Raw genomic sequence first — 21495 nt, forward strand, 5'->3', positions numbered from 1 at the left:
CGGATACAAAAAAGCCCCAGGTTTTTCACCTAGGGCTTTAAATTTGGCTCCGCGACCTGGACTCGACTGCGCAGCAGAACGCGCTTCAGCGCGACCCCGAAGGGGTGAGCGAAGCGAATCACCTGGGACAGTGTCTCTGGTGAGAGTCCAGCGGATACAAAAAAGCCCCAGGTTTTTCACCTAGGGCTTTGAATTTGGCTCCGCGACCTGGACTCGAACCAGGGACCCAATGATTAACAGTCATTTGCTCTACCGACTGAGCTATCGCGGAACAGCGGTGCGTATCCTACTGTTTGCAAAGGGGAAGTCAACCCCCTTGCGGGTCAGAGAACCTGGACGATGGCGTCGGTGACGTGGTCCAGATTGCGATGATTCAGAGCCGCTGCGCAGATACGTCCGGTGCCGATGGCGTATACGCCGAAGTCGACGCGCAGGCGCTCGACCTGAGCGGCGGTGAGGCCGGAGTAGGAGAACATGCCGCGCTGCTTGGCGACGAAGTCGAAGTTTTGCTTGGCGCCTTTCTCGGCCAGCAGGCGAACCATGCTCAGGCGCATGTCCTTGATGCGGGTGCGCATTTCACCCAGTTCGGTTTCCCACATGGCCCGCAGTTCCGGGCTGTTGAGTACGGCCGACACCACGGTGGCGCCGTGAGTGGGCGGGTTGGAATAGTTGGTGCGGATCACGCGCTTGATCTGCGAGAGCACGCGGGCCGATTCGTCACGGCTCTGCGTGACCATCGACAGGGCGCCGACGCGTTCGCCGTATAGCGAGAACGACTTGGAGAAGGAGCTGGAAACGAAGAAGCTCATGCCTGATTCGGCAAACAGTCGCACGGCGGCAGCGTCTTCTTCGATGTCGTCGCCGAAGCCCTGATAAGCGATGTCGATGAACGGCACGTGATCATTGGCGCGCAGCACTTCGAGGATCTGCTTCCAATCCTCTGGTTGCAGGTCAACACCGGTCGGGTTGTGACAGCAGGCGTGCAGCACGACGATCGAGCGGGCCGGCAGGTTCTTCAGGTCTTCCAGCATGCCGGCACGGTCAATGCCGTGGCTGGCGGCGTCGTAGTAGCTATAGTTCTGCACCGGAAAACCGGCAGACTCGAACAGCGCACGATGGTTTTCCCAGCTCGGGTTGGTAATGGCCACGACTGCGTCCGGCAGCATGCGCTTGAGGAAATCCGCACCGATCTTCAGTGCGCCAGTGCCGCCCAAAGCTTGAGTCGTGACCACGCGTCCATCGGCAACCAGCGCGGACTCGGCGCCGAACAGCAGGCCCTGCACGGCCATGTCATAGCTGGCAATGCCTTCGATCGGTAGGTAGCCACGAGGTGCGTTCAGCTCCAGTCGCGCCATCTCTGCGGCGGCCACAGCGCGCAGCAGAGGGATTCGACCTTCTTCGTTGCAGTAGACGCCCACCCCCAGGTTGACCTTGTTCGGCCGCGTGTCGGCGTTGAAGGCTTCATTGAGGCCGAGGATAGGATCGCGCGGCGCCATTTCGACAGCGGAGAACAAACTCATGATGGGGAGGCTCGAAGAGAGGAGTGACTGATGCAGCACCCTCGCTTCGCGCTAAGGGCGGTGCGCAAACGGGGCAAGAGTATAACGGGACTAGTGTTGCGTCGCGATATGCTAGGCCTGTTTTTCTGTCGGATTAAGCCCAGCGAACGCCTCGATTAGCCGCTGCTTTGCGTACCCGCCACCCGGACACTTGATATTGCTCGGTGTGGCCGCATTGAAAGGGCTGTGGTTGCTGGCGCAGCATCATCAGCTACGAATGTGCACGTCTGGAAATACCGCCACGGTGGCTCGAATGTGCAGCTTTCGAGTTATCTCGCTATCTGAAGAGGTCGATATGTCGCAGTTCGAATTGGTGACGCGCTTCAAGCCAGCCGGGGACCAGCCGGAAGCCATTCGGCAGATGATCGAAGGCATCGAGGCGGGCTTGTCGCACCAGACGCTGCTCGGCGTAACGGGCTCCGGCAAGACCTTCAGCATCGCCAACGTGATCGCCCATGTGCAGCGGCCCACGCTGGTGCTGGCGCCGAACAAGACGCTGGCCGCGCAGCTCTATGGCGAGTTCAAGGCGTTCTTTCCGAACAATGCGGTGGAGTACTTCGTTTCCTACTACGACTACTACCAGCCGGAGGCCTACGTGCCGTCGTCCGACACCTTCATCGAGAAGGATGCTTCGATCAACGACCACATCGAACAGATGCGGCTGTCGGCGACCAAGGCGCTACTGGAGCGGAAGGACGCGATCATCGTTACCACCGTTTCCTGCATCTACGGCCTGGGTGATCCGCAGTCGTATCTGAAAATGGTGCTGCACGTCGATCGGGGCGATCGCCTCGATCAGCGCGAGCTGCTGCGCCGCCTGACCGGCCTGCAATACACCCGTAACGACATGGATTTCGCTCGCGCGACCTTTCGTGTACGTGGCGACGTCATTGATATATTCCCCGCCGAATCCGATCTGGAGGCGGTGCGTATCGAGCTGTTCGACGACGAGGTGGAAAGCCTGTCCGCCTTCGATCCGCTGACGGGCGAGGTGATCCGCAAACTGCCGCGCTTCACGTTCTACCCCAAGAGCCATTACGTGACGCCGCGCGAAACGCTGCTGGACGCCATCGAGAACATCAAGGTGGAGCTCAAAGATCGGCTCGATTATTTGCGAGCGAACAACAAGTTGGTGGAGGCGCAGCGGTTGGAGCAGCGGACCCGTTTCGATCTGGAAATGATCATGGAGCTGGGTTATTGCAACGGCATCGAGAACTACTCGCGCTACCTCTCGGGGCGCGCGTCGGGGGAGGCGCCGCCGACGCTCTATGACTATCTGCCGGCCGATGCATTGCTGGTGATCGATGAGTCCCACGTCAGCGTGCCGCAGGTGGGTGCGATGTACAAAGGCGACCGTTCGCGCAAGGAAACGCTGGTCGAATATGGCTTCCGCCTGCCTTCGGCGCTGGATAACCGGCCCATGCGTTTCGACGAATGGGAGGCGATAAGCCCGCAGACGATTTTTGTCTCGGCGACCCCGGGGCCATACGAAGCTGAGCATGCGGGGCGAGTGATCGAACAGGTAGTGCGTCCCACTGGCCTGGTGGACCCGCAGATCGAGGTGCGGCCGGCACTGACTCAGGTCGATGATCTGCTCTCGGAAATCAACAAGTGCGTGGTCAAGGAAGAACGAGTGCTGGTCACGACGCTGACCAAACGCATGGCCGAGGACCTGACGGACTACCTTGCGGACCATGGTGTGCGGGTGCGCTACCTGCACTCGGACATCGATACGGTGGAGCGAGTGGAGATCATCCGTGACCTGCGTCTGGGCGTCTTTGACGTGCTGGTAGGGATCAACCTGTTGCGCGAGGGCCTGGACATGCCAGAGGTATCGCTGGTGGCAATCCTCGATGCGGACAAGGAAGGTTTCCTGCGCTCCGAGCGCTCGTTGATCCAGACCATCGGCCGCGCAGCGCGTAACCTCAACGGCCGGGCGATTCTCTACGCTGACAATATGACCGGTTCCATGGAGCGGGCCATTGGCGAGACCGAACGCCGGCGCAACAAGCAGATCGCCTTCAACGAAGCGAACGGCATCGTCCCGCAGGGTGTGTTCAAGGATGTTCAGGATATTCTCGAAGGAGCCACCGTGCCGGGCTCGCGCAGCAAGAAACGCCGTGGCGAGGCGAAAGCGGCGGAGGAGGCCGCACGCTACGAGAACGAACTGCGTTCACCCAGCGAAATCACCAAGCGGATTCGTCAGCTGGAGGAGAAGATGCTCGCCTACGCGCGCGACCTTGAGTTCGAGGCCGCGGCGCAGACTCGCGACGAAATCCACAAGCTGCGTGAGCGCTTGTTGCAGGTATAGAGGCGTGGGAGAGCTTTGCAGGCGCTGCCTGCGATTTCTCCTGGGCGGTATCCAGCCGCCAGGGGAGTCTATACGGTTTACCCATCACCGCGGTTTCAGGCGAAGAAGTCAGGGCCTTTCTCGGTTTCTGATGCAATCGTTGCAGGTTGTCGAGGGTCGTCTGGTGGAGCCGGCAGAGGCACGCCTGCTAACATCGCGCCTTTACACGCGCTGACTCAGCCGACCGAGCCGGTTATCGCAGCCGCCGTGTCTTTTTGTGCCTTGATTCGAGAACATCATGACCACCGTTCGCACCCGCATCGCACCATCTCCCACCGGCGATCCGCACGTCGGCACCGCCTATATCGCGCTGTTCAACCTCTGCTTTGCACGCCAGCACGGCGGCCAGTTCATCCTCCGCATCGAGGACACTGACCAGCTGCGCTCTACGCGCGAGTCGGAACAGCAGATTTATGACGCGCTGCGCTGGCTGGGTATTGAGTGGGACGAGGGCCCGGATGTTGGCGGTCCGCACGGTCCGTATCGGCAGAGTGAACGTGGCGAAATCTATAAAAAGTATTCCGATGAGCTGGTCGCCAAAGGCCATGCTTTTCCCTGCTTCTGCAGCGCCGAGCGCCTCGATCAGGTGCGCGCCGAGCAGATGGCCAACAAGGAAACGCCGCGCTACGACGGCCATTGCATGCACATCGCTGCCGATACCGCGCAGCAGCGCATTGCGGCGGGCGAGTCCCATGTGGTCCGTATGAAGGTACCGACCGAGGGCGTCTGCCAGGTCAATGATATGTTGCGCGGCACGGTCGAGATCGGCTGGGATCGCATGGACATGCAGGTACTCATGAAGGCCGACGGATTGCCGACGTACTTCCTGGCTAACGTCGTCGATGACCACCTGATGGGCATCACCCATGTGCTCCGCGGCGAGGAGTGGCTGCCGTCGGCACCAAAGCTGATCAAGCTTTATGAGTACTTCGGCTGGGAGCAGCCGCAGCTGTGCTATATGCCGCTGTTGCGTAATCCGGACAAGAGCAAGTTGTCCAAACGCAAGAACCCGACGTCCGTGACCTTCTATGAGCGCATGGGCTTCATGCCCGACGCGATGCTCAACTATCTTGGGCGCATGGGCTGGTCCATGCCTGATGAGCGCGAGAAGTTCACCCTGGCGGAAATGATCGAGCATTTCGACATCAACCGCGTGTCGCTGGGCGGGCCGATCTTCGACGTTGAGAAGCTGTCCTGGCTCAACGGGCAGTGGCTGCGCGAGCTGTCGGTCGAACAGTTTGCGGAGCAGGTGCAGAAGTGGGCGTTTAATCCTGACTACATGATGAAGATCGCGCCGCATGTGCAGCAGCGCGTCGAGACATTCAGCCAGATCGCGCCGTTGGCGGGGTTTTTCTTCTCCGGTGCGTTGAATCTCGATCCAGCCTTGTTCGAGCACAAGAAGCTCGACGCCACTCAGGTCCGTCAGGTTCTGCAGCTGACTCTATGGAAGCTGGAAGCGCTGCGTCAGTGGGATAAAGAGCGCATCACCGAATGCATCCAGGCGGTGGGAACGCATCTCGAATTGAAGCTGCGCGACGTCATGCCGTTGATGTTCGCTTCGATCACGGGGCAGGCCAGCTCGGTGTCGGTGCTCGACGCCATGGAAATCATCGGGCCGGACCTGACGCGCTTCCGTCTGCGTCAGGCGCTAGAGCTGTTGGGTGGCGCGTCGAAGAAGGAAGTGAAGGAGTGGGAGAAGCTCTTCGCCGCGATGGGCTGACCCGCGATTGCTTCATGGGCGGCGGTTGGCGCTGCGCCGCAGTTGTCCGCCGCTTGCCACTCGTCGCCGGTAAGTATTTGTTCTGATGCCAAAAAATCTTCGGGGTCAGGCAAAAATATCGTTGACACTCCGAGAGGCCGCACCTAATATGCGCCCCGTCCTCGAGATGGGGCTATAGCTCAGCTGGGAGAGCGCTTGCATGGCATGCAAGAGGTCGACGGTTCGATCCCGTCTAGCTCCACCAATCTCGATTGCCACACCGGTTTACGCCGGTTGCCTTTGAAGGGCTTTGCGTCCCCTTCGTCTAGTGGCCTAGGACACCGCCCTTTCACGGCGGTAACAGGGGTTCGAGTCCCCTAGGGGACGCCATTATTCAGATCGCGATGCGACAGCGGCGCGAGTCGGGAGACGTTAAATCCGGGGCTATAGCTCAGCTGGGAGAGCGCTTGCATGGCATGCAAGAGGTCGACGGTTCGATCCCGTCTAGCTCCACCAATCCACGACAGGTCGTAGCGGTTTACGGTCTGTTCATCGAAGGTTTCGTCCCCTTCGTCTAGTGGCCTAGGACACCGCCCTTTCACGGCGGTAACAGGGGTTCGAGTCCCCTAGGGGACGCCATTTTTTTGCCCGTTTTGGGCACCGAAGGGCCATTTCGTATGAAATGGCCCTTTTTGTTTTGCCTGTAATTCGGCGTGGCGTCATCAGCCTGAAGCAGTCCTGCATGCTGAATGGTCCGCCATAGAAGTCCGCCGTATGCGTGACAATCATCCGTGCGTGGCTTCCAATAGGCGATCCGGCCGTTTCGGCCGCGCACTGCACAGCGAGGATACGCATGATCTGGGACCAGGCCGACGCATTTTTCATCGATATCGACGTGCGATCCGAGCACATCGACGAGCTTGGCCATGCCAACAATGCCGTCTACGTGACCTGGCTGGAAACTTGCGCCTGGCGCCATTCCCAGAGCCTGGGGTTGGGTCTTGAGGATTATCGCCGTCTGGATCGGGCGATGGCCGTATTACGGCATGAGATCGACTACCTGGCTGCTGCGTATCAGAGCGATCAATTGCAGCTGGCCACCTGGATCGTGGACTCTGATCAGCGACTGAAGATGAAGCGTAATTTCCAATTGGTCAGGCCGGCAGACGGAGTGACGCTGTTGCGCGCGCAGACCACCTTTGTCTGCATCCAGCTCTCCACCGGCAAGCCCAAGCGCATGCCGGGTGAGTTCGTTGAGGGGTATGGCAAGGCGCTGGTGCAGCCTTAGCCCCTCAAGCTCTAAGTCCCGGCACTGGTCAGCGCTGTTCCGGTTTGCTGACGTCCGCCTCGCGGCGTTCCTCAGCGTCCTCGCGCCAATCGTCCTGTACTTCGTTTTTCATCTTCTGGTCGAGCGTGTTGCTGTTGCTGTTGATGTTCCCCGTATTGTCGCGCTGATGGTTTTCGCTCATGGCGCTGCCTTGGGTGTCGCTTGTTACGCCGTGGTTATCGTCTTCCATGCCTTCCTGATTGGCGGTCACGCCGGTTGCAATCAGGCTGGCAAGCACGGCAGCGCTAACAGTCAGATTCTTCATCAATAATCCTCCGGTAGTCTGGCATTTTGTTTTCCTGCATCACTAGATCGGACTGGGTGGCCCGAAAAATGTTCGTGGTGGACCGCCGGTGTTCCTTACCCTGGAGTGCCTGAGCGGTCTAGGTCGGTTGCTGGGCTCGTTTGCCTCCGGTCGGTTTTCGCGGTGCCAGTGGTATGCGCAACGAGTGGTCTTTTGGTGGTTTGGACGATCTATCTGGATCGCTCCGGCTTGGCGCCAGGTTGTTGCTCGTCGGCGTTTTGGGCGCTGGAAGATGCCTCGATCGGTGAAGGGTTTTCCTCATCCAGCTGGCAAATCGTGCAGTTCTGGCTATCTGGTCGGTTGGTTTCGACATAGCGAACGCGGCGGCTTCCCGATTGTCGGTCTGCGCTCACGCGGAAACGGGGTCGATCATGGGGCTTCATATTCAATCCCTCTCGTAGCGAAATGGTTGCTTGGTGGCGTCGCCTGGAGGCTGCGAACGTTGACTCATTTAACGGGATTCTCCCGACCTCCCGGCGTTGACACTGGCTGGCAAGACGGGCTCATCCCTGAGGACTGTGCTCAACCTGTTCGCAATAGCGACGAACATTATCCGTCAGGTCGGGTGGGCAGACGCCGCACTGGCGATTCCCCGGCACGGCATGATCGATGAACTTGGGATAGGGCAAGTTCAGTTCCGCCATGATGTCGCGAAAGCGCTCCAGCGTTATCGCTTCACCGAGACGGGGGTTGCGCTGCTTTTCCTGCGCGATGGTCGAGACGCGACGACCGCTGTAGTCATGGCCGGGATAGACCAGGGTGTCGTCTGGCAGCGTGAACAGCTTGTTTCTAACGCTGTGAAACAGGTCGTCCGCGCTGCCGTTCTGAAAGTCGGTCCTACCGCAGCCGTCGATGAGTAATGCATCACCGCTGAACAGGCGATCCCCGAGCAGATAGGCAAAGTGCCCGTCGGTGTGTCCGGGGGTATGGATCGGTGTGAAGTTAAGGCTGCCAACGGTGAAGGGCACGCCTTCCTCGATGCCAATGTCGGTGCAGGGAAGTTTGTCGATCGCTGGCCCCGCGATACGGCAGCCGGTCTGCTTCTTCAGCTCCAGCGCGGCGGTGATGTGGTCGGCATGTATATGGGTGTCCAAGGTGAACGCCAGCTGCAGGTCCAGCCTGGCCAGCACGGCCAGGTCGCGGTCCGTTGCGGAAATGATCGGGTCGATGAGCACGGCCTGGCCGGTGTCCTCGCACCCGAGCACGTAGGTATAGGTGGACGACACGGGTTCGAACAGCTGGCGAAATATCATGATGATCTCGGCTAGTGATGAGTGTTCAGCGGTGCCTGTTCCAGCGCACTGAGCAGTGCATACTTTTCCTGATCGATCTCGCTTCGCGTGCGGACACCCAGCCGGCGCAGGATCGCCAGCGGCGGGCACCAGCCCTGCAAGCCGTGTTGCAGAAGAAACGGCAGCACGACGCCGGGCAGCAGAAACCACTTTCGGTTCGCTGTCAGGCCAAGCAGCAGGCCAGACAGCGCGAGCGAGGAGGCATTGACCTCGAGCACGCGCTCCACATCCCACTCGCGATCCAGGGCGTCGATACGCTGAAGGATTGCGCTTCGTCCCATCCCGCTGAATCGCCGAATGTTCTCGTCCGTTTGCCGATCGATTTCCTGATTCACAGGTTGGGACGTTGAGCGGCGAACCCGGTCCGCCTGGTCATGATTCGTACTGTTTTGCTGTATCGATGACATGTTGATCTCCTGGTTCGCGCCGACGGGGTGGGCGCGGCGAGGTGAAAAGCCACAGCGATGCCGCATAATTTTAGGACGTGTGCGGGGCGTCGAGTTCAGACCGGGCGTCCGCTGTAGCGTCGATACGATATATTGAAATATATATTGATAAATTGTATTGTCAAATCCATCCGACCCACCTGAACAAAATGGCCCACATGGCAGAAATCGATATCGAAACGCTTCGTCGCAGTGCCGCAGACGCTTGTGGCTTGCTGAAGGTGCTCGGCAACCCTGACCGCCTGTTGTTGCTGTGCCAGCTGACCCAGGGCGAGCACTGCGTGGGTGACCTCGCCAATGCGACGGGTATTGTGCAGCCGACCCTGTCTCAACAGCTCACGGTGCTGCGCCACAACGGCTTGGTCAGCACCCGACGCGAGGGCAAGCAGGTCCATTACAGCATCGCCAGCCAACAAGCGATGGAGGTCATGCAGGTGCTTTACCGGCTTTACTGTCAGCACCCCGAACGTGAGGAACCCTCAACATGACGATCGACTGGGCACATTTCACACCGTGGTCCTCGCTCGCCGGCGGCGCGCTGATCGGCCTCGCTGCGACCCTGTTTATCCTGTTGAACGGGAGAATCGCGGGCATCAGCGGCGTAGTCGGTGGGTTACTGCGGCCTGCGAAGGGCGACGTGCTCTGGCGTGTTGCATTTATCGCCGGGCTGGTGATCGCGCCGGTGCTGTTTCAGGCCGCGTTCGAACAACCAGACATCGAAGTAAATGCGAGCACGCTGACCCTGATCGCCGCCGGCCTGTTGGTCGGGATCGGTACGCGGTATGGCTCCGGTTGCACGAGCGGGCATGGCGTCTGCGGATTGTCGCGACGGTCGCCGCGCTCGCTAGCCGCGACGGCCGCGTTCATGGCCAGCGGCTTTCTGACGGTGTTCGTCATCCGCCACCTGCTGGGCTGAGGAGATGCCATGAAATTACTGAGCGCCTTTGTGACGGGGCTGGTTTTCGGCCTTGGCCTGATCCTGTCAGGGATGGCCGATCCGTCCAAGGTGATTGCCTTTCTCGATCTGGCCGGGGCGTGGGACCCCTCGCTCGCGTTCGTTATGGGCGGTGCGATTGCGGTCGGCAGTGTCGGGTTCTATTTCGCCTCCAAACGATCCCGCGCAGTGCTGGGAGATGTCATGCGGATGCCCACCGCGACCCGGATCGATCGCCCTCTTGTACTGGGCAGCCTGGCATTCGGAGCGGGTTGGGGGCTGGCCGGCTATTGTCCTGGACCGGCGGTCGCGACGCTTTTGAGTGGTCGGAGCGAGCCGCTGATCTTTGTTCTCGCCATGCTGGCCGGTATGGGGTTCTATGAGCTGCAATCACGCTATTCGGGCAAGACGCAGTGATCAGCGCATTCGTATTCGGGAAACCAAGGTGCCCGAGCGGGAATTTGGCCAATGATGATTGAGGTCGGGCTCGGACTACTGGTTGGCGTCGTCCTCGCGCTGACCGGTGCCGGCGGCGGCATTATTACCGTGCCGTTGCTGATCTTCGTGGTCGGGCTCGAGCTGCATCAGGCCGCGCCCATCGGGTTGATGGCGGTCGGGCTTGCCGCATGGGTCGGAGCGGCGATAGGCCTACGGGACGGCATTGTCCGTTACAAGGCCGCGGCACTGATGGCCTGCTGCGGCGTGCTGCTCGCACCCGTCGGCGTCTGGGTGGCCGGGCGGGTCGCACATGATGTGCTCGCCGTGGTGTTTGCGCTGGTGATGTTCTGGGTCGCCTTCAGGGCATTCAGGCGTCTGCCGAGCGATGATTCGACCCCGAGAGCCGTGCCCTGTCAGCTGAATCCCGACACCGGCCGTTTCCACTGGACCTCCCGCTGTGCCGCGACCGTGGCCGCTTCGGGCACCTTGGCGGGTTTCCTCTCCGGCTTGCTGGGGGTCGGCGGCGGGTTCGTGCTGGTTCCGGCGCTCAGTCGCTTCAGTGATCTGCCGATGCGTTCGATTGCCTCCACGTCGTTGGCTGTCATCGGCCTGGTGTCCGTCAGCGGGGTGCTGTCCGCCGCGGCCTCGGGCAGCGTTCAGTGGGCAGTGGCGCTCCCGTTCTCGGCTGGTGCCGTGCTCGGGATGTTCGCCGGCCGCACGGTTTCCTCTCGCCTGGATGGGCGCCTGCTGCAGAGAGGCTTCGGGCTGATCGCGGCTGTGGCCGCGTCGGCCTTGTTGATTCAAGTCGCTTTCTGATTGCGCACCCGCAGGGAACTAACCAGACACCTGCGCCGCGCAAACACCGATAAGCCTCTTAGTCGTTTTGAACCGGCAGGCTCGCCGCCTTCCAGGCCATCCAGGAGCCGGGGACATTGGCCACCTCACGAAAGCCGGCTTTCTTGAGGATGCTGGCCGCGATGGAGGCGCGATAGCCGGACCCGCAGTAGGTGACGGTGGTCTTGTCCGGATCCAGCTCGTTCAGCCGGTCAGCGAGGTGGGTGACGAAGATGTGCCTGGCGCCCGGCACCCGACCCGCCGCGACCTCTTGCGGGCTGCGTACATCCAGCACCTGTACCTCGGGCGCTTCGCGACGTTCATTGAGTTCATGCACCGTCCATTCCTGAAGTCCGTTCAGCGGTAGCGCCGCGTTCTGCCAGTCCGTCATGCCGTTGCGCAGATAGCCGCGGATATCGTCCAGACCTATCCGATACAGTTGGGTGACGGCCTGGTGGACGTCGTCGGCCGACTCGCCCACCAGCAGGATCGGGCGATCATCATCGAGCATCCGCCCAGCCCAATTGACGAATTCGTTACGCAACGCGATGTTGATCGCGCCGGGCACATGTCCGCCGCCAAACGCGAGGATCGAACGGACGTCCACGACCTGCATGTCGCGCGTCGCCAGTGTCTCGAAGTCGGACGGCGCGAGCGGCGGTGGGGGAAGGGCCTTCCATCTGTACGGCCGAACGCACGTTAAGTTGTTTCAGTCGCGCATAGTGACGGGGCGGCTCCGGCATGTCGGCCAGCAGCCAATCGATGAACGCGCCCTCGCTACGCTGTTCGCACAACGCAGGGTTGAAGAGACGCTCGTTGCCGAGCGTGGAGTGGCGTCGGTCGCCGATGGATTTGCCGCAGGCCGAACCGGCGCCATGGCAGGGGTAGATTTCGATCCGGTCACCAAGGGGCAGGTAGTGATCGAAAAGCGTGTGGTACAGCGCGCCGGCGAGTTTTCGCTCACTGCCTTCGCCCAGCAGGTCGGGGCGCCCGACGTCCAGGTTGAACAGGGTGTCGCCGGTAAATAACGCGATCGGCTGGTCGCCCTGCTGGGCGTCGAATAGCTGCAGGGAAATGTGTTCGGGCGTATGCCCCGGCGTGTGCATGACCTGCAGCGTGGCTTGCCCGAGCTCAATCGTCTCGCCACCGCTGACCTGGCGAAGCTCGAATTCATAGGTGCTCGCGCGGCCGCCGATGATCTGTGCCCCGGTGCGCTTCGCCAGCGCCTGGGCGCCGGACACGAAATCGGCATGGATATGTGTCTCGATGGCATAGGCGATTCGCAGGCCTCGCGCCCTGGCCATTTGCAGGTAGATATCGATGTCGCGGCGGGGATCGATGACCGCGGCTACCGCGGCCTTGCTGTCGCCGATCAGATAGGAGATCTGCGCCAGGCCGTCTGTATAAACAGGTTCGAAAACAAGCATTGCCACCTCCGACGATGGTTAACGGATTGCTCAGTCAACTATTCGGACGGTGTGCGTACCTGGACGTTCAGGCTATCGAGGCGTCACGGGGAGCCTTCAGCCTGAAGGCTGACCACCAGCTCGACGACGAGACCGCCTTCTTGCGGCACGAAACGCAGATCGCAGGCGCAGCGCTCGGCGATCGCCTTGACGATGGACAGGCCCAGCCCACTGCCTTCACCTACGCCGCTGCGCCAGAAGCGCTCGGTCAGGCGCTCGAGCATTTCCGGCGGGATGCCCGGGCCATGATCCTGCACGCTGAAGCGAACCCGGCTTTCATCCAGTTGGGAGAGCGTCAAGCGAATGGCCGTGCCCTCCTGCGTATGTCGGCGGGCATTGTCGAGCAGGTTGCGCAATGCCGCGACCGCCAGGGTCGGCGGCATCGCCAGTGGGAGAGGGGAGACATCTTGCGCCCCGCACAGCTCGATGTGCGGCCCGGGCTGCTGACTGGCGTCAGCGATCGCCAGCTGCGCGACGTCGCGGGCCGTGCAGCTGAGGCCGTCATCAAAGGACACGCGACCTTCGACCCGCGCCAGCATGAGCAGCTGTTCGAGGATGCGGTGCAGACGATCCGTGCCGACCTCGGCCTGGGCCAGTGCCCGCTTCGCGGTGTCGCCCTCGGTCATGGCCGCGACCTGCAGGTGAGTCTTGATGGCGGTCAGCGGGCTGCGCAGTTCATGGGCGGCATCATCGGTCAGCCGGCGTTCGCGTTCGAGCATGTGCGCGATCCGCGCGAACAGCTGGTTCTGGGTTTCGACCAGGGGCGTCAGCTCTCGCGGCAGCCGTTCGATGTGCAACGGCTCCACCGAGTCGGCGCTGCGCTGCGCCAGGGCCGTGCGGATTCGTCTGAGCGGCGCAAGGCCGTTGCCGATGCCGATCCACAACACGATCAGGCTGCCCAGCAACGCGACGAACACCGGCAGCGCCGCGGCCAGGAGCACCGAACGCTGGAGTGCGGTGCGCTCGTCAAGGCGATCGGCCGTGGTGATGCGCATGCCGTTCTGGATGAAGGTGAAGCTGCGCCAGGCGGTATCGCCGATCATTTGGTCGTGAAAGCCGGTGCGTTGGGCGTCGAGCGCACTGTCTGGTGCCGCATGGCTGCGGGCCAGGATTTCACCTCGCAAGGAGCTGATCTGGCAGGCCAGGCCGTTCTCGATACCCAGCTGTTCCGCACTCAGCCGGGTGATACCGCCTTCACCCAGCTGCGGCTGCGGCAATTGCACGAGCAGGCCCGCGACCATCCTGGCTGACGCGGCAAGGCGCTGATCGAGCGACTGCATTAATTGATTGCGAACATCGAAGAGCATCCAGGTCGCAGCCAAAGCCCAGAGCAGCACGAAGGCCGAGCCGAGGGTGAGGGTCAGGCGCAGGCGCAAGCTCATGGTTCGGGTGTCTCGATGGCAGCCGGTGCTGGGCCAGCAGGGCCCAGGCGATAACCGATCCCCCTGACGGTTTCGACGATGCCGTTGCCCAGCTTGCGCCTGAGGTGGTGGATATGGACATTCAGGGCGTTGCTTTCAACGTCATCGCCCAGTCCGTACACGGCATCCTTGAGCTGCTCGGCCGATAGCACGCGGCCCGGGTTCTGCAGTAGCGCCTGGAGCAGCGCCTGTTCACGGCGCGACAGGTCCACGGGGTCGCCCGCCATGAACGCGGCACAGGCGGCAGGATCGTAGCTCAGCGGGCCGTGTTCGATCATCTGCGTCGCCCGACCGGCAGCGCGGCGCAGCAGGGCATGCAAGCGGGCGGCGAGTTCACGCAGGTCGAAGGGCTTGACGAGGTAGTCGTCAGCGCCGGCCTGAAGCCCGCAGACCCGCTCGGTCACCGCATCCCGGGCGGTCAGAATGAGCACAGGCAACTCAAGGCCGCGGCGGCGCAGGCGCTGGAGAAAGCGCAGGCCGTCTTCGTCAGGCAGACCCAGATCGAGAATCATCAGGTCGAAGCTGGCTGAGCGCAGCAGCGAGTCGGCCTGCCCGGCCGTAGCGGCATGGGCCACGCTGAAGCCCTGGGCTTCGAGCCCGGCGACGATGCCACTGGCGATCAGTGCGTTGTCTTCTGTCAGCAGTACGTGCATGTGGGAATCGCTTGGTAGGCAGCGGTCAGTATCGCCCGCCTGGATTAACGGCGCGTTAGCAGATGGTACGCCGAGTTGCTCGTGCCTCAACGCCTCTCAGCCTTTCAGGTTGTGTCGGGGCAAGCCTCGTTAATCGGCTCTTAATCCCGAGTCGGCAAGCTCGCCGTCGAATCTGGTAATCGGGTGTTGTGCATGCGAGCGCTTTTTATCTTTCTGGCCTGCTGCCTATGGACAGTGCAGCTGGCGAACGCTTCGCCGTTCACCTTCGGTCAGAAGCAGCCGGACTTTCTACCCGTGGACGAAGCGTTCAGGCTGCACGTCGAGCAGCCTGACGCTGGCGGAGTCGTGCTGCGCTGGGACATTGCGCCCGGCTATTACCTATACAAGGAGCGCCTGCGATTTGCAGGGCTGCCGCCGGGGACCGAGCCCCAGTTGCCCCCAGGCGAGCCGTACCATGACGAGTATTTTGGTGATTCGCGAATCTATCGCGACAGCCTGGAAGTGCAGCTCCCCGATGCGGGTCTCGCGTCGCTCGAACTCGGCTGGCAAGGCTGCGCCGATGCCGGCCTGTGCTATCCGCCGCAAAGCCGCACGGTAGAGCTGGGCGGCAGCGGCACCCCTCCGTCCACGCCTGGTCAGGCCGACGACCAGGTCCTCGCCAGCGGGCTGCAACAGCAGTCGCTTGGCTGGAGTCTGCTGATCTTTTTCGGACTCGGCCTGCTGCTTGCCTTTGCTCCCTGCTCGCTGCCGATGCTGCCCATCCTGGCGGGCATCGTGGTGGGTAGCCAGGCCGGGCCTCGACGCGGCATGGCACTGGCGGGTGCCTATGTATTCAGCATGGCGCTGGTCTACGCCGCCCTCGGGGTGGTGGCGGCGCTGTTGGGTGCGAATCTGCAGGGATGGCTGATGCAGCCGTGGCTGATCGCAAGCTTCGCTGGCCTGTTCGTGCTGCTTTCCCTGCCCATGTTCGGCTTCTTCGAGCTGCAATTGCCGGCGGGCCTGCGCGATTGGCTGGAGCAGGCCGGACGCCAGCGTCGTGGCGGCAGCCTCGCCGGGGCCAGCGCGTTGGGTGTGATGTCCGGGCTGCTGGTGGGCCCCTGCATGACCGCACCCCTGGCCGCGGCGCTGCTGTACATCGCGCAAAGCGGCGACGCCCTGAACGGTGGGCTGGTGCTGTTCGCGCTGGGCCTGGGGATCGGTACGCCACTGGTGCTGCTGGTGACGGTGGGCAATCGCTTCCTGCCCAAGCCTGGGCCGTGGATGGATCGCGTCAAGGTTGCCTTCGGTTTCCTGTTTCTGGTCGCGGCCCTCTACGTCCTTCGTCCGCTGTTGTCCGACCCTCTCTGGGTGGGGTTGTGGGGCGCGCTTTTGGTTGTGGGTGCCAGCGGGCTGCTGCACCTGTCGCGGGAACTGGTGCGGCATCAGGCGCTCAGCCGCGCGGTGGCGGCGCTGGCTGGCGTCTGGGGCGTAGCGCTGCTGCTGGGCGCGGCAGGCGGCGCGCAGGATGTCATGCGGCCGCTCGGTGTATTCACGGGCGGGGTTGCGACCTCGCAGGGTACTGAGTCTGCACACGGGTTTGTCGGCTTCAGCGAGCCGGCCGACCTTGATCGTGAGCTGGCTGCCGCCAGGGCCGCAGGCCAGTGGGTGCTGGTGGACTACTACGCGGACTGGTGCGTGTCCTGCAAGGTCATGGAAAAGGAGGTGTTTGGCGACGCGCAGGTGCAAGCGGCGCTCACCGGCGTGCGGATTCTGCGGCCGGATGTGACGCAGACCGATCCCGCCAGTCGCGAGCTGCTGAACCGCTATCAGGTCATGGGGCCGCCGACGCTGCTCTTCATCGGCCCCGACGGGGAGGAGCGACGTACCCAGCGCATCACCGGCGAGGTGGATGCGAGCCAATTCCTGAACAGATGGAACCAAACAAGGGAGCGTGGCTGATGCTGACGATCAATCTGGGGCCTCTGGCGCTTGCTGTCCCACATGTGCTGATGCTGGTTAGCCTGTTTCTGGCGATGCTGACCGGCTGGTGGGTGGGGCGGCGTAGCGAGCGGAATCCGGAGCAGCAGCTCTTCAGGCTGTTGCTGGTGGCGTTACTGGTCGCACGGCTGGCCTTCGTGCTGGTGTATGTCGAGCATTTCAAAGAAGAGCCCTGGCGCGTGATCGACATACGTGACGGCGGTTTTATTGCCTGGCCGGGCTTGCTGGTGGCCGTTCTGTTGGGCACTTGGCTTGCCTGGCGCGACAGTGGGTTGCGGCGCCCCCTTGGTACGGCGGTGCTGGTGGGTGTGCTCAGCTGGGGGTTCGGGACCTTTGCGTTGCACGCGTTCGAGCAGGGCACGCGGCTGCCCGAGATGGGCCTGCGGGATAGCCAGGGCAAGCCCGTCGCTTTGCAGGATTATGTTGGCAAGCCGCTGGTGGTCAATCTGTGGGCCACTTGGTGCCCGCCCTGCCGGCGTGAAATGCCGGTCCTTGCGAAGGCGCAACAAGACAACGCCGAGGTGACCTTCCTGTTCGTCAACCAGGGCGAGGGCGAGCGGTTGATCGCCGATTTCCTCGACGCCGAAGGGCTCGGCTTGGAAAACGTCCTGCTCGATACCGGCGGTCGCCTGGGCCAGCACGTAGGGTCTGCCTCGCTGCCCACCACGCTTTTCTACGACGCCGAGGGCCGCCAGGTTGGCAGTCACCTCGGTGAGCTGTCTCGTGCCAGTCTGGCGCGTGCCCTTGAGCAACTAGAGGTAAAAACCCAGCCATGAAACCTATACGTTCACTTTCGCTGTTGATCTCAACGCTCGCCTTGCTGCCGACGCCCTCGGCGCTGGCCGACGCGCTGCCTCCCGCGGTTCAGGCCATTGAGGCGCGCGGCGCCAAAGTGGTCGGCAGTTTCGACGCGCCGGGCGGATTGAAGGGCTACGCAGCGCGTTACAACGGCCAAGGCATTGCGCTGTATCTGACACCGGACGGCGATCATGTCGTGGTCGGCAGTTTGCTGGACGCCGCTGGCGAAGACCTGACCAAGGCACCACTTGAGAAGCTGGTGTATGAGCCGATGAGCAGCGAGATGTGGCAGCGGCTGGAGAGCAGCACCTGGATTGCTGACGGTGCGGCAGATGCACCGCGGGTGATCTACATGTTTTCCGACCCGAACTGCCCGTTCTGCAATATGTTCTGGAAACAGGCGCGGCCCTGGGTCGAAGCGGGTGACGTTCAGCTGCGTCACGTGATGGTCGGCATGTTGCGCCCGGACAGCGCGGGGAAATCCGCGGCACTGCTGGCCGCCAAGGACCCGGAGGTAGCCCTCAATGAACACGAAGCAGCGGGTAAGGCGAGCACACTCAAACCCGTCGAGCGTATCGCGCCCGAGGTGCATGAACAGCTTGAGGCGAACCTCACCTTGATGGGCGAGATGGGTGCCTCGGCTACGCCGGCTATCTATTACTTGGATGAGCAAGGGCGTCTGCAGCAACATCAGGGCGCGCCTCGTCCCGAGGCGTTGAATAGCATCATGGGGCCATTGTCAAAACGCTAGCAACACGTCACGGTCAGTCAGCACCAGGGCCTACATAACAAGAATGATCAGGAGGCTACATGAACGTCCCCCTCTGGCCCTTGGCCGGGCTCTTTTTTGCGATCTCCGTGTCCGCGCACGCCGCCGATGCGGCTGCGGTGTACAGCAAAGGCGGGGCCAACCCCGCCGCGATGGCGTGTGCTACCTGCCACGGCGCCGAAGGTGAGGGCATGGCCGCTGCAGGATTCCCCCGCCTGGCTGGCTTGTCGGCGCAGTATATGCGTAAGCAGTTGGCTGATTTCGCCTCTGGAGCGCGCGCCAATCCGATCATGCAGCCCATCGCCGCGGCCTTGAGCGCCGACGAAGTGGACGCAGTCACAGCGATGCTGGCCAGCAAGCCGAAACCGCAGGTCGAGCGAATCGACCGCACCGCGTTGGCCGACGGGCCTGGCGAAACTCTTGCCCTGCGAGGTGCGTGGGATCGCAACATCCCCGAGTGCGTCGCCTGTCACGGCCCCAGCGGAACGGGAGTAGGCGATGCCTTTCCACCACTGGCTGGGCAGTCGGCTCAGTATCTGTCGACTCAACTGACCGCCTGGCGTCAGGGTACCCGCAAGAACGACCCCAACGACCTGATGGGGCACATCGCGCGTAGCTTGACCGAGGATGAGGTAAAGGCTGTCTCGACGTACTTTGCAGGCCTGACCGAAAAAGGAGCAGCCAAATGAAGACCCATACAAGCGCACTGCTGTTGATGTCATTGGCCTTCCCGGTGCTCGCGGACGACATCGCGATGGAAGATCAGTCGCAGATCCTGACCGGGGCCGGTGATCCCGCCAGCAGTAAGTACTTCCAACCGCCCAAGGAAAGCGAACTGCCTGACAACGCCTACGGGCAGTTGGTACAGCAAGGACGGGCCATATTCGTCGATACCAAGACGCATGCGCCCGACTATGTCGGCAACGGCCTGGCCTGTGCGAACTGCCACCTCGAACAAGGCCGGAAAGCCAACTCTGCACCGCTTTGGGCCGCCTACACCATGTACCCGGCGTACCGGAAGAAAAACGACAAGGTGAACAGCTATGCCGAGCGCCTTCAGGGCTGTTTCCAGTTCAGCATGAATGGCAAGGCGCCCGAGGCTGACGGCCCCGTTATCGCTGCGCTTTCAGCCTATTCCTACTGGCTTGCAACCGGAGCACCCACAGGTCAAGAGCTGCCAGGTCGGGCCTATCCGGAAGTGCCACAACCCGAAGGTGGATACGACCTGGCGAAGGGTGAACAGATCTACAGCGCACAGTGCGCCGTCTGTCATGGGCCAAACGGGGAAGGGCAGAAGTCAGGTGACGATTACGTCTTCCCGCCACTATGGGGGGCGGACTCGTTCAACTGGGGTGCTGGCATGCATCGGATCAATACGGCTGCGGCGTTCATCAAGGAAAACATGCCACTGGGCAAAGGCGGCACCCTGTCGGATGAAGACGCCTGGAACGTGGCCGCCTTCATGAACAGCCACGAGCGACCGCAAGACCCCCGCTTGATTGATGGCTCAGTCGAGAAAACCCGAGATAAGTACCACGCCAATGACGGCGTGAACCTTTACGGGGAAATCGTCAACGGCAAGGTGCTAGGGAAGGGAATCTGACAAGCAGGCGCTGCTGTCCTCACATGCTTTGACGAACAGTCTGTCCGAACTGATGGTTGAGGAGGGCCCGCTCCTTACCTGACAGCCCGCTTGTGGCCGACAGCAGCCGTAACAGTAATTGCCTTGATCAGTGTCGCGACGGGCTGGAGCGTCACCAAGGGTTTTACGTTCAGCAGGAAAGTGGCCTGCTGATGGACCTACGCCAACGCACCAAATACACAGGTGGCGACTTTACCGAAACTCAACCCGCCACGCCGAACGGATGGTGGGTGTGCTCGCTGCAACCGGCGCCCAAGTACGGCCGCTACACCTTCCAGCATGGTCGCGCGCCCACTGCGCCTGATCGCACTATGCGGCGGAAGATAATGAGTCAACGATTTACCCCGCGGCTCGATCAGATGTGGCGGCTGGGGGTAAGAAAGCAGCCAATCGATTCTAGAGACGCTACGGTCGTTAACGGTATAGTGATGGTCGTCCGAGCAGGGTGTGTGTCGTCTAGCCCATACGGTTGGAGAGATGGAAATACCGGCTGGTTTGCAGCGGTTAAAAAGGCTGGTATCACAGCGGGTACCAAATCCGTAAATTCCGATGAAACCCCAAGAAAATCAGCACTCTACTAAGCAAAGGAAAATCATCCACGTCGATTGCGACTGCTTTTATGCCGCCATCGAAATGCGTGACGACCCCAGCCTCGCAAACCGGCCAATTGCAGTAGGCGGGTTGGCCGACCGCCGAGGCGTCATTGCGACCTGCAATTACGAGGCGCGAGCCTATGGTGTGCGCTCGGCGATGGCCTCCGGACACGCGCTGAAACTCTGTCCGGATCTGCTGATTCTTCGGCCCCGTATGGATGCCTACCGGGAAGCATCGCGCGAAATACAGGGTATCTTTCGCACCTACACTGATCTGATCGAGCCTCTGTCACTTGACGAAGCCTATCTAGACGTGACGGGTTGCGAGCATTTTGCCGGCAGCGCCACGCGCATTGCGCAGGACATCCGCCGGCGGGTCTGGCAGCAGTTGCGCATCACGGTTTCCGCAGGCGTTGCGCCGAACAAGTTCCTTGCCAAAATCGCCAGTGACTGGAACAAGCCGGACGGACTCTTTGTAATCACTCCGAATCAAGTCGATGAGTTCGTGCTGGCGTTGCCGGTCAACGAGCTGCATGGGGTCGGCCGGGTCACCGCTGAAAAGTTGAAGCGGCTGGGCATCCATACCTGTGCCGATCTGCGTACCTGGAAGCGCCTGGACCTGGTCCGGGATTTCGGCTCGTTCGGCGAACGGCTGTGGGGGCTGGCGCATGGGATCGACGAGCGGCTGGTTCAAGTGGAAAGCCGTCGCCAGTCGGTCAGTGTCGAGAACACATACGAGCGTGACTTGCCAGACCTCGCTGCCTGCCTGGAGCGGCTCCCTGAACTGCTCGAGCAACTCGCCCGTAGAATGGCCCGGCTCGATAGTGGCTACCGGCCCGGTAAGCCCTTCGTCAAGCTGAAGTTCCACGACTTCACCCAGACGACCCTCGAACAGTCCGGCGCGGGGCTGGAACTCGACGACTATTCCGACCTTCTCGCGGGCGCCTTCGCCCGCGGCAAGCGACCGGTGCGGCTGATTGGCGTCGGGGTTCG

Annotated in this window: 21 protein-coding genes and 5 tRNA genes; 17 read left to right on the forward strand and 9 right to left on the reverse strand. The window is 61.9% G+C overall.

The genetic code is table 11. The features are described 5' to 3' along the window. Window positions 1-195: 195 nt before the first annotated feature. Both PSTU_RS0113260 and PSTU_RS0113265 read right to left on the reverse strand, forming a co-directional pair. Window positions 196-271 (reverse strand) — tRNA-Asn (locus PSTU_RS0113260). Between the two features lie 52 nt (window positions 272-323). Next, window positions 324-1520: an amino acid aminotransferase gene (locus PSTU_RS0113265; protein WP_019341514.1), complete on the reverse strand. Its 1197-nt coding sequence runs from the start codon at window positions 1518-1520 to the stop codon at window positions 324-326. Window positions 1521-1854: 334 nt separating this feature from the next. Here PSTU_RS0113265 and uvrB point away from each other — a divergent pair, with 334 nt between their 5' ends. From uvrB to PSTU_RS0113300, 7 genes are all read left to right on the forward strand, one after another. Continuing rightward, window positions 1855-3870: an excinuclease ABC subunit UvrB gene (uvrB, locus tag PSTU_RS0113270; RefSeq protein ID WP_019341515.1), complete on the forward strand. Its 2016-nt coding sequence runs from the start codon at window positions 1855-1857 to the stop codon at window positions 3868-3870. Window positions 3871-4147: 277 nt separating this feature from the next. Then, window positions 4148-5629 carry a glutamate--tRNA ligase gene (gltX, locus tag PSTU_RS0113275; protein ID WP_019341516.1) on the forward strand — a complete coding sequence of 494 codons (1482 nt, stop codon included), beginning with the start codon at window positions 4148-4150 and terminating at the stop codon, window positions 5627-5629. A 168-nt stretch (window positions 5630-5797) separates the two neighbouring features. Then, window positions 5798-5873, forward strand: a tRNA-Ala gene (locus PSTU_RS0113280). A gap of 49 nt (window positions 5874-5922) precedes the next feature. Continuing rightward, a tRNA-Glu gene (locus tag PSTU_RS0113285) sits at window positions 5923-5998 on the forward strand. Window positions 5999-6048: 50 nt separating this feature from the next. Further along, window positions 6049-6124: transfer RNA gene (locus PSTU_RS0113290), tRNA-Ala, on the forward strand. A gap of 47 nt (window positions 6125-6171) precedes the next feature. Beyond that, window positions 6172-6247: transfer RNA gene (locus PSTU_RS0113295), tRNA-Glu, on the forward strand. Window positions 6248-6461: 214 nt separating this feature from the next. Continuing rightward, window positions 6462-6896, forward strand: coding sequence for an acyl-CoA thioesterase (locus PSTU_RS0113300; protein ID WP_029404773.1), 435 nt, complete (start codon window positions 6462-6464; stop codon window positions 6894-6896). 28 nt (window positions 6897-6924) lie between these two features. On the opposite strand, the gene PSTU_RS20805 is transcribed toward PSTU_RS0113300, so the two are convergent. The 3 genes from PSTU_RS20805 to PSTU_RS0113320 all read right to left on the reverse strand — a co-directional run bounded on the left by PSTU_RS20805 (window position 6925) and on the right by PSTU_RS0113320 (window position 8938). Continuing rightward, entirely contained in the window at window positions 6925-7200 is a 276-nt protein-coding gene (locus PSTU_RS20805) for a hypothetical protein (protein ID WP_019341517.1), read from the reverse strand. A 542-nt stretch (window positions 7201-7742) separates the two neighbouring features. Then, the gene (locus tag PSTU_RS0113315) at window positions 7743-8492 is read right to left on the reverse strand and encodes an MBL fold metallo-hydrolase (RefSeq protein WP_019341518.1); all 750 of its coding nucleotides are present in this window, start codon (window positions 8490-8492) and stop codon (window positions 7743-7745) included. A gap of 11 nt (window positions 8493-8503) precedes the next feature. Then, window positions 8504-8938 (reverse strand): hypothetical protein, encoded by a 435-nt coding sequence (locus tag PSTU_RS0113320; RefSeq protein ID WP_019341519.1) that lies wholly within the window; start codon window positions 8936-8938, stop codon window positions 8504-8506. A 188-nt stretch (window positions 8939-9126) separates the two neighbouring features. Between PSTU_RS0113320 and PSTU_RS0113325 the strand changes: the two genes are divergently transcribed. Genes PSTU_RS0113325 through PSTU_RS0113340 form a run of 4 tightly spaced genes read left to right on the forward strand, consistent with a single transcriptional unit; the run spans window position 9127 to window position 11165 of the window. Next, window positions 9127-9465, forward strand: coding sequence for an ArsR/SmtB family transcription factor (locus PSTU_RS0113325; RefSeq protein WP_019341520.1), 339 nt, complete (start codon window positions 9127-9129; stop codon window positions 9463-9465). Next, complete coding sequence (locus PSTU_RS0113330; protein WP_019341521.1) at window positions 9462-9893, forward strand: YeeE/YedE family protein; 432 nt, start codon at window positions 9462-9464, stop codon at window positions 9891-9893. The genes PSTU_RS0113325 and PSTU_RS0113330 overlap by 4 nt, the downstream gene beginning before the upstream one ends. Window positions 9894-9902: 9 nt before the next feature. Further along, window positions 9903-10328 carry a YeeE/YedE family protein gene (locus tag PSTU_RS0113335; RefSeq protein ID WP_019341522.1) on the forward strand — a complete coding sequence of 142 codons (426 nt, stop codon included), beginning with the start codon at window positions 9903-9905 and terminating at the stop codon, window positions 10326-10328. A 51-nt stretch (window positions 10329-10379) separates the two neighbouring features. Beyond that, the gene (locus tag PSTU_RS0113340) at window positions 10380-11165 is read left to right on the forward strand and encodes a TSUP family transporter (protein ID WP_019341523.1); all 786 of its coding nucleotides are present in this window, start codon (window positions 10380-10382) and stop codon (window positions 11163-11165) included. A gap of 58 nt (window positions 11166-11223) precedes the next feature. Here PSTU_RS0113340 and PSTU_RS22065 read toward each other — a convergent pair whose 3' ends face one another. The 4 genes from PSTU_RS22065 to PSTU_RS0113355 form a co-directional block, all read right to left on the reverse strand. After that, window positions 11224-11799: a rhodanese-like domain-containing protein gene (locus tag PSTU_RS22065; protein ID WP_237709871.1), complete on the reverse strand. Its 576-nt coding sequence runs from the start codon at window positions 11797-11799 to the stop codon at window positions 11224-11226. Beyond that, a complete protein-coding gene (locus PSTU_RS22070; protein WP_237709872.1) occupies window positions 11720-12610 on the reverse strand; it encodes an MBL fold metallo-hydrolase in 891 nt (296 codons plus the stop codon). Before PSTU_RS22070 ends, PSTU_RS22065 begins: the two co-directional genes overlap by 80 nt. A gap of 83 nt (window positions 12611-12693) precedes the next feature. Then, a complete protein-coding gene (locus PSTU_RS0113350; RefSeq protein ID WP_019341524.1) occupies window positions 12694-14031 on the reverse strand; it encodes a sensor histidine kinase in 1338 nt (445 codons plus the stop codon). Beyond that, window positions 14028-14723 (reverse strand): response regulator transcription factor, encoded by a 696-nt coding sequence (locus PSTU_RS0113355; protein WP_019341525.1) that lies wholly within the window; start codon window positions 14721-14723, stop codon window positions 14028-14030. Before PSTU_RS0113355 ends, PSTU_RS0113350 begins: the two co-directional genes overlap by 4 nt. Before the next feature lie 192 nt (window positions 14724-14915). Between PSTU_RS0113355 and dsbD the strand changes: the two genes are divergently transcribed. From dsbD to dinB, 6 genes are all read left to right on the forward strand, one after another. Continuing rightward, window positions 14916-16661, forward strand: a complete 1746-nt coding sequence (dsbD, locus tag PSTU_RS0113360) for a protein-disulfide reductase DsbD (RefSeq protein ID WP_019341526.1) — start codon at window positions 14916-14918, stop codon at window positions 16659-16661. Next, complete coding sequence (locus PSTU_RS0113365; RefSeq protein ID WP_019341527.1) at window positions 16661-17476, forward strand: TlpA family protein disulfide reductase; 816 nt, start codon at window positions 16661-16663, stop codon at window positions 17474-17476. Before dsbD ends, PSTU_RS0113365 begins: the two co-directional genes overlap by 1 nt. Continuing rightward, entirely contained in the window at window positions 17473-18249 is a 777-nt protein-coding gene (dsbG, locus tag PSTU_RS0113370; protein ID WP_019341528.1) for a thiol:disulfide interchange protein DsbG, read from the forward strand. Before PSTU_RS0113365 ends, dsbG begins: the two co-directional genes overlap by 4 nt. Window positions 18250-18308: 59 nt before the next feature. Then, the gene (locus PSTU_RS0113375) at window positions 18309-18956 is read left to right on the forward strand and encodes a c-type cytochrome (RefSeq protein ID WP_019341529.1); all 648 of its coding nucleotides are present in this window, start codon (window positions 18309-18311) and stop codon (window positions 18954-18956) included. Continuing rightward, window positions 18953-19870, forward strand: coding sequence for a c-type cytochrome (locus PSTU_RS0113380; protein ID WP_019341530.1), 918 nt, complete (start codon window positions 18953-18955; stop codon window positions 19868-19870). The genes PSTU_RS0113375 and PSTU_RS0113380 overlap by 4 nt, the downstream gene beginning before the upstream one ends. A gap of 588 nt (window positions 19871-20458) precedes the next feature. Next, the coding region (gene dinB / locus PSTU_RS0113385; RefSeq protein WP_019341531.1) for a DNA polymerase IV at window positions 20459-21495 on the forward strand (1037 nt) is incomplete at its 3' end.

Source organism: Stutzerimonas stutzeri SDM-LAC (genome assembly GCF_000235745.1).
Classification (GTDB): Bacteria; Pseudomonadota; Gammaproteobacteria; order Pseudomonadales; family Pseudomonadaceae; genus Stutzerimonas; species Stutzerimonas stutzeri_H.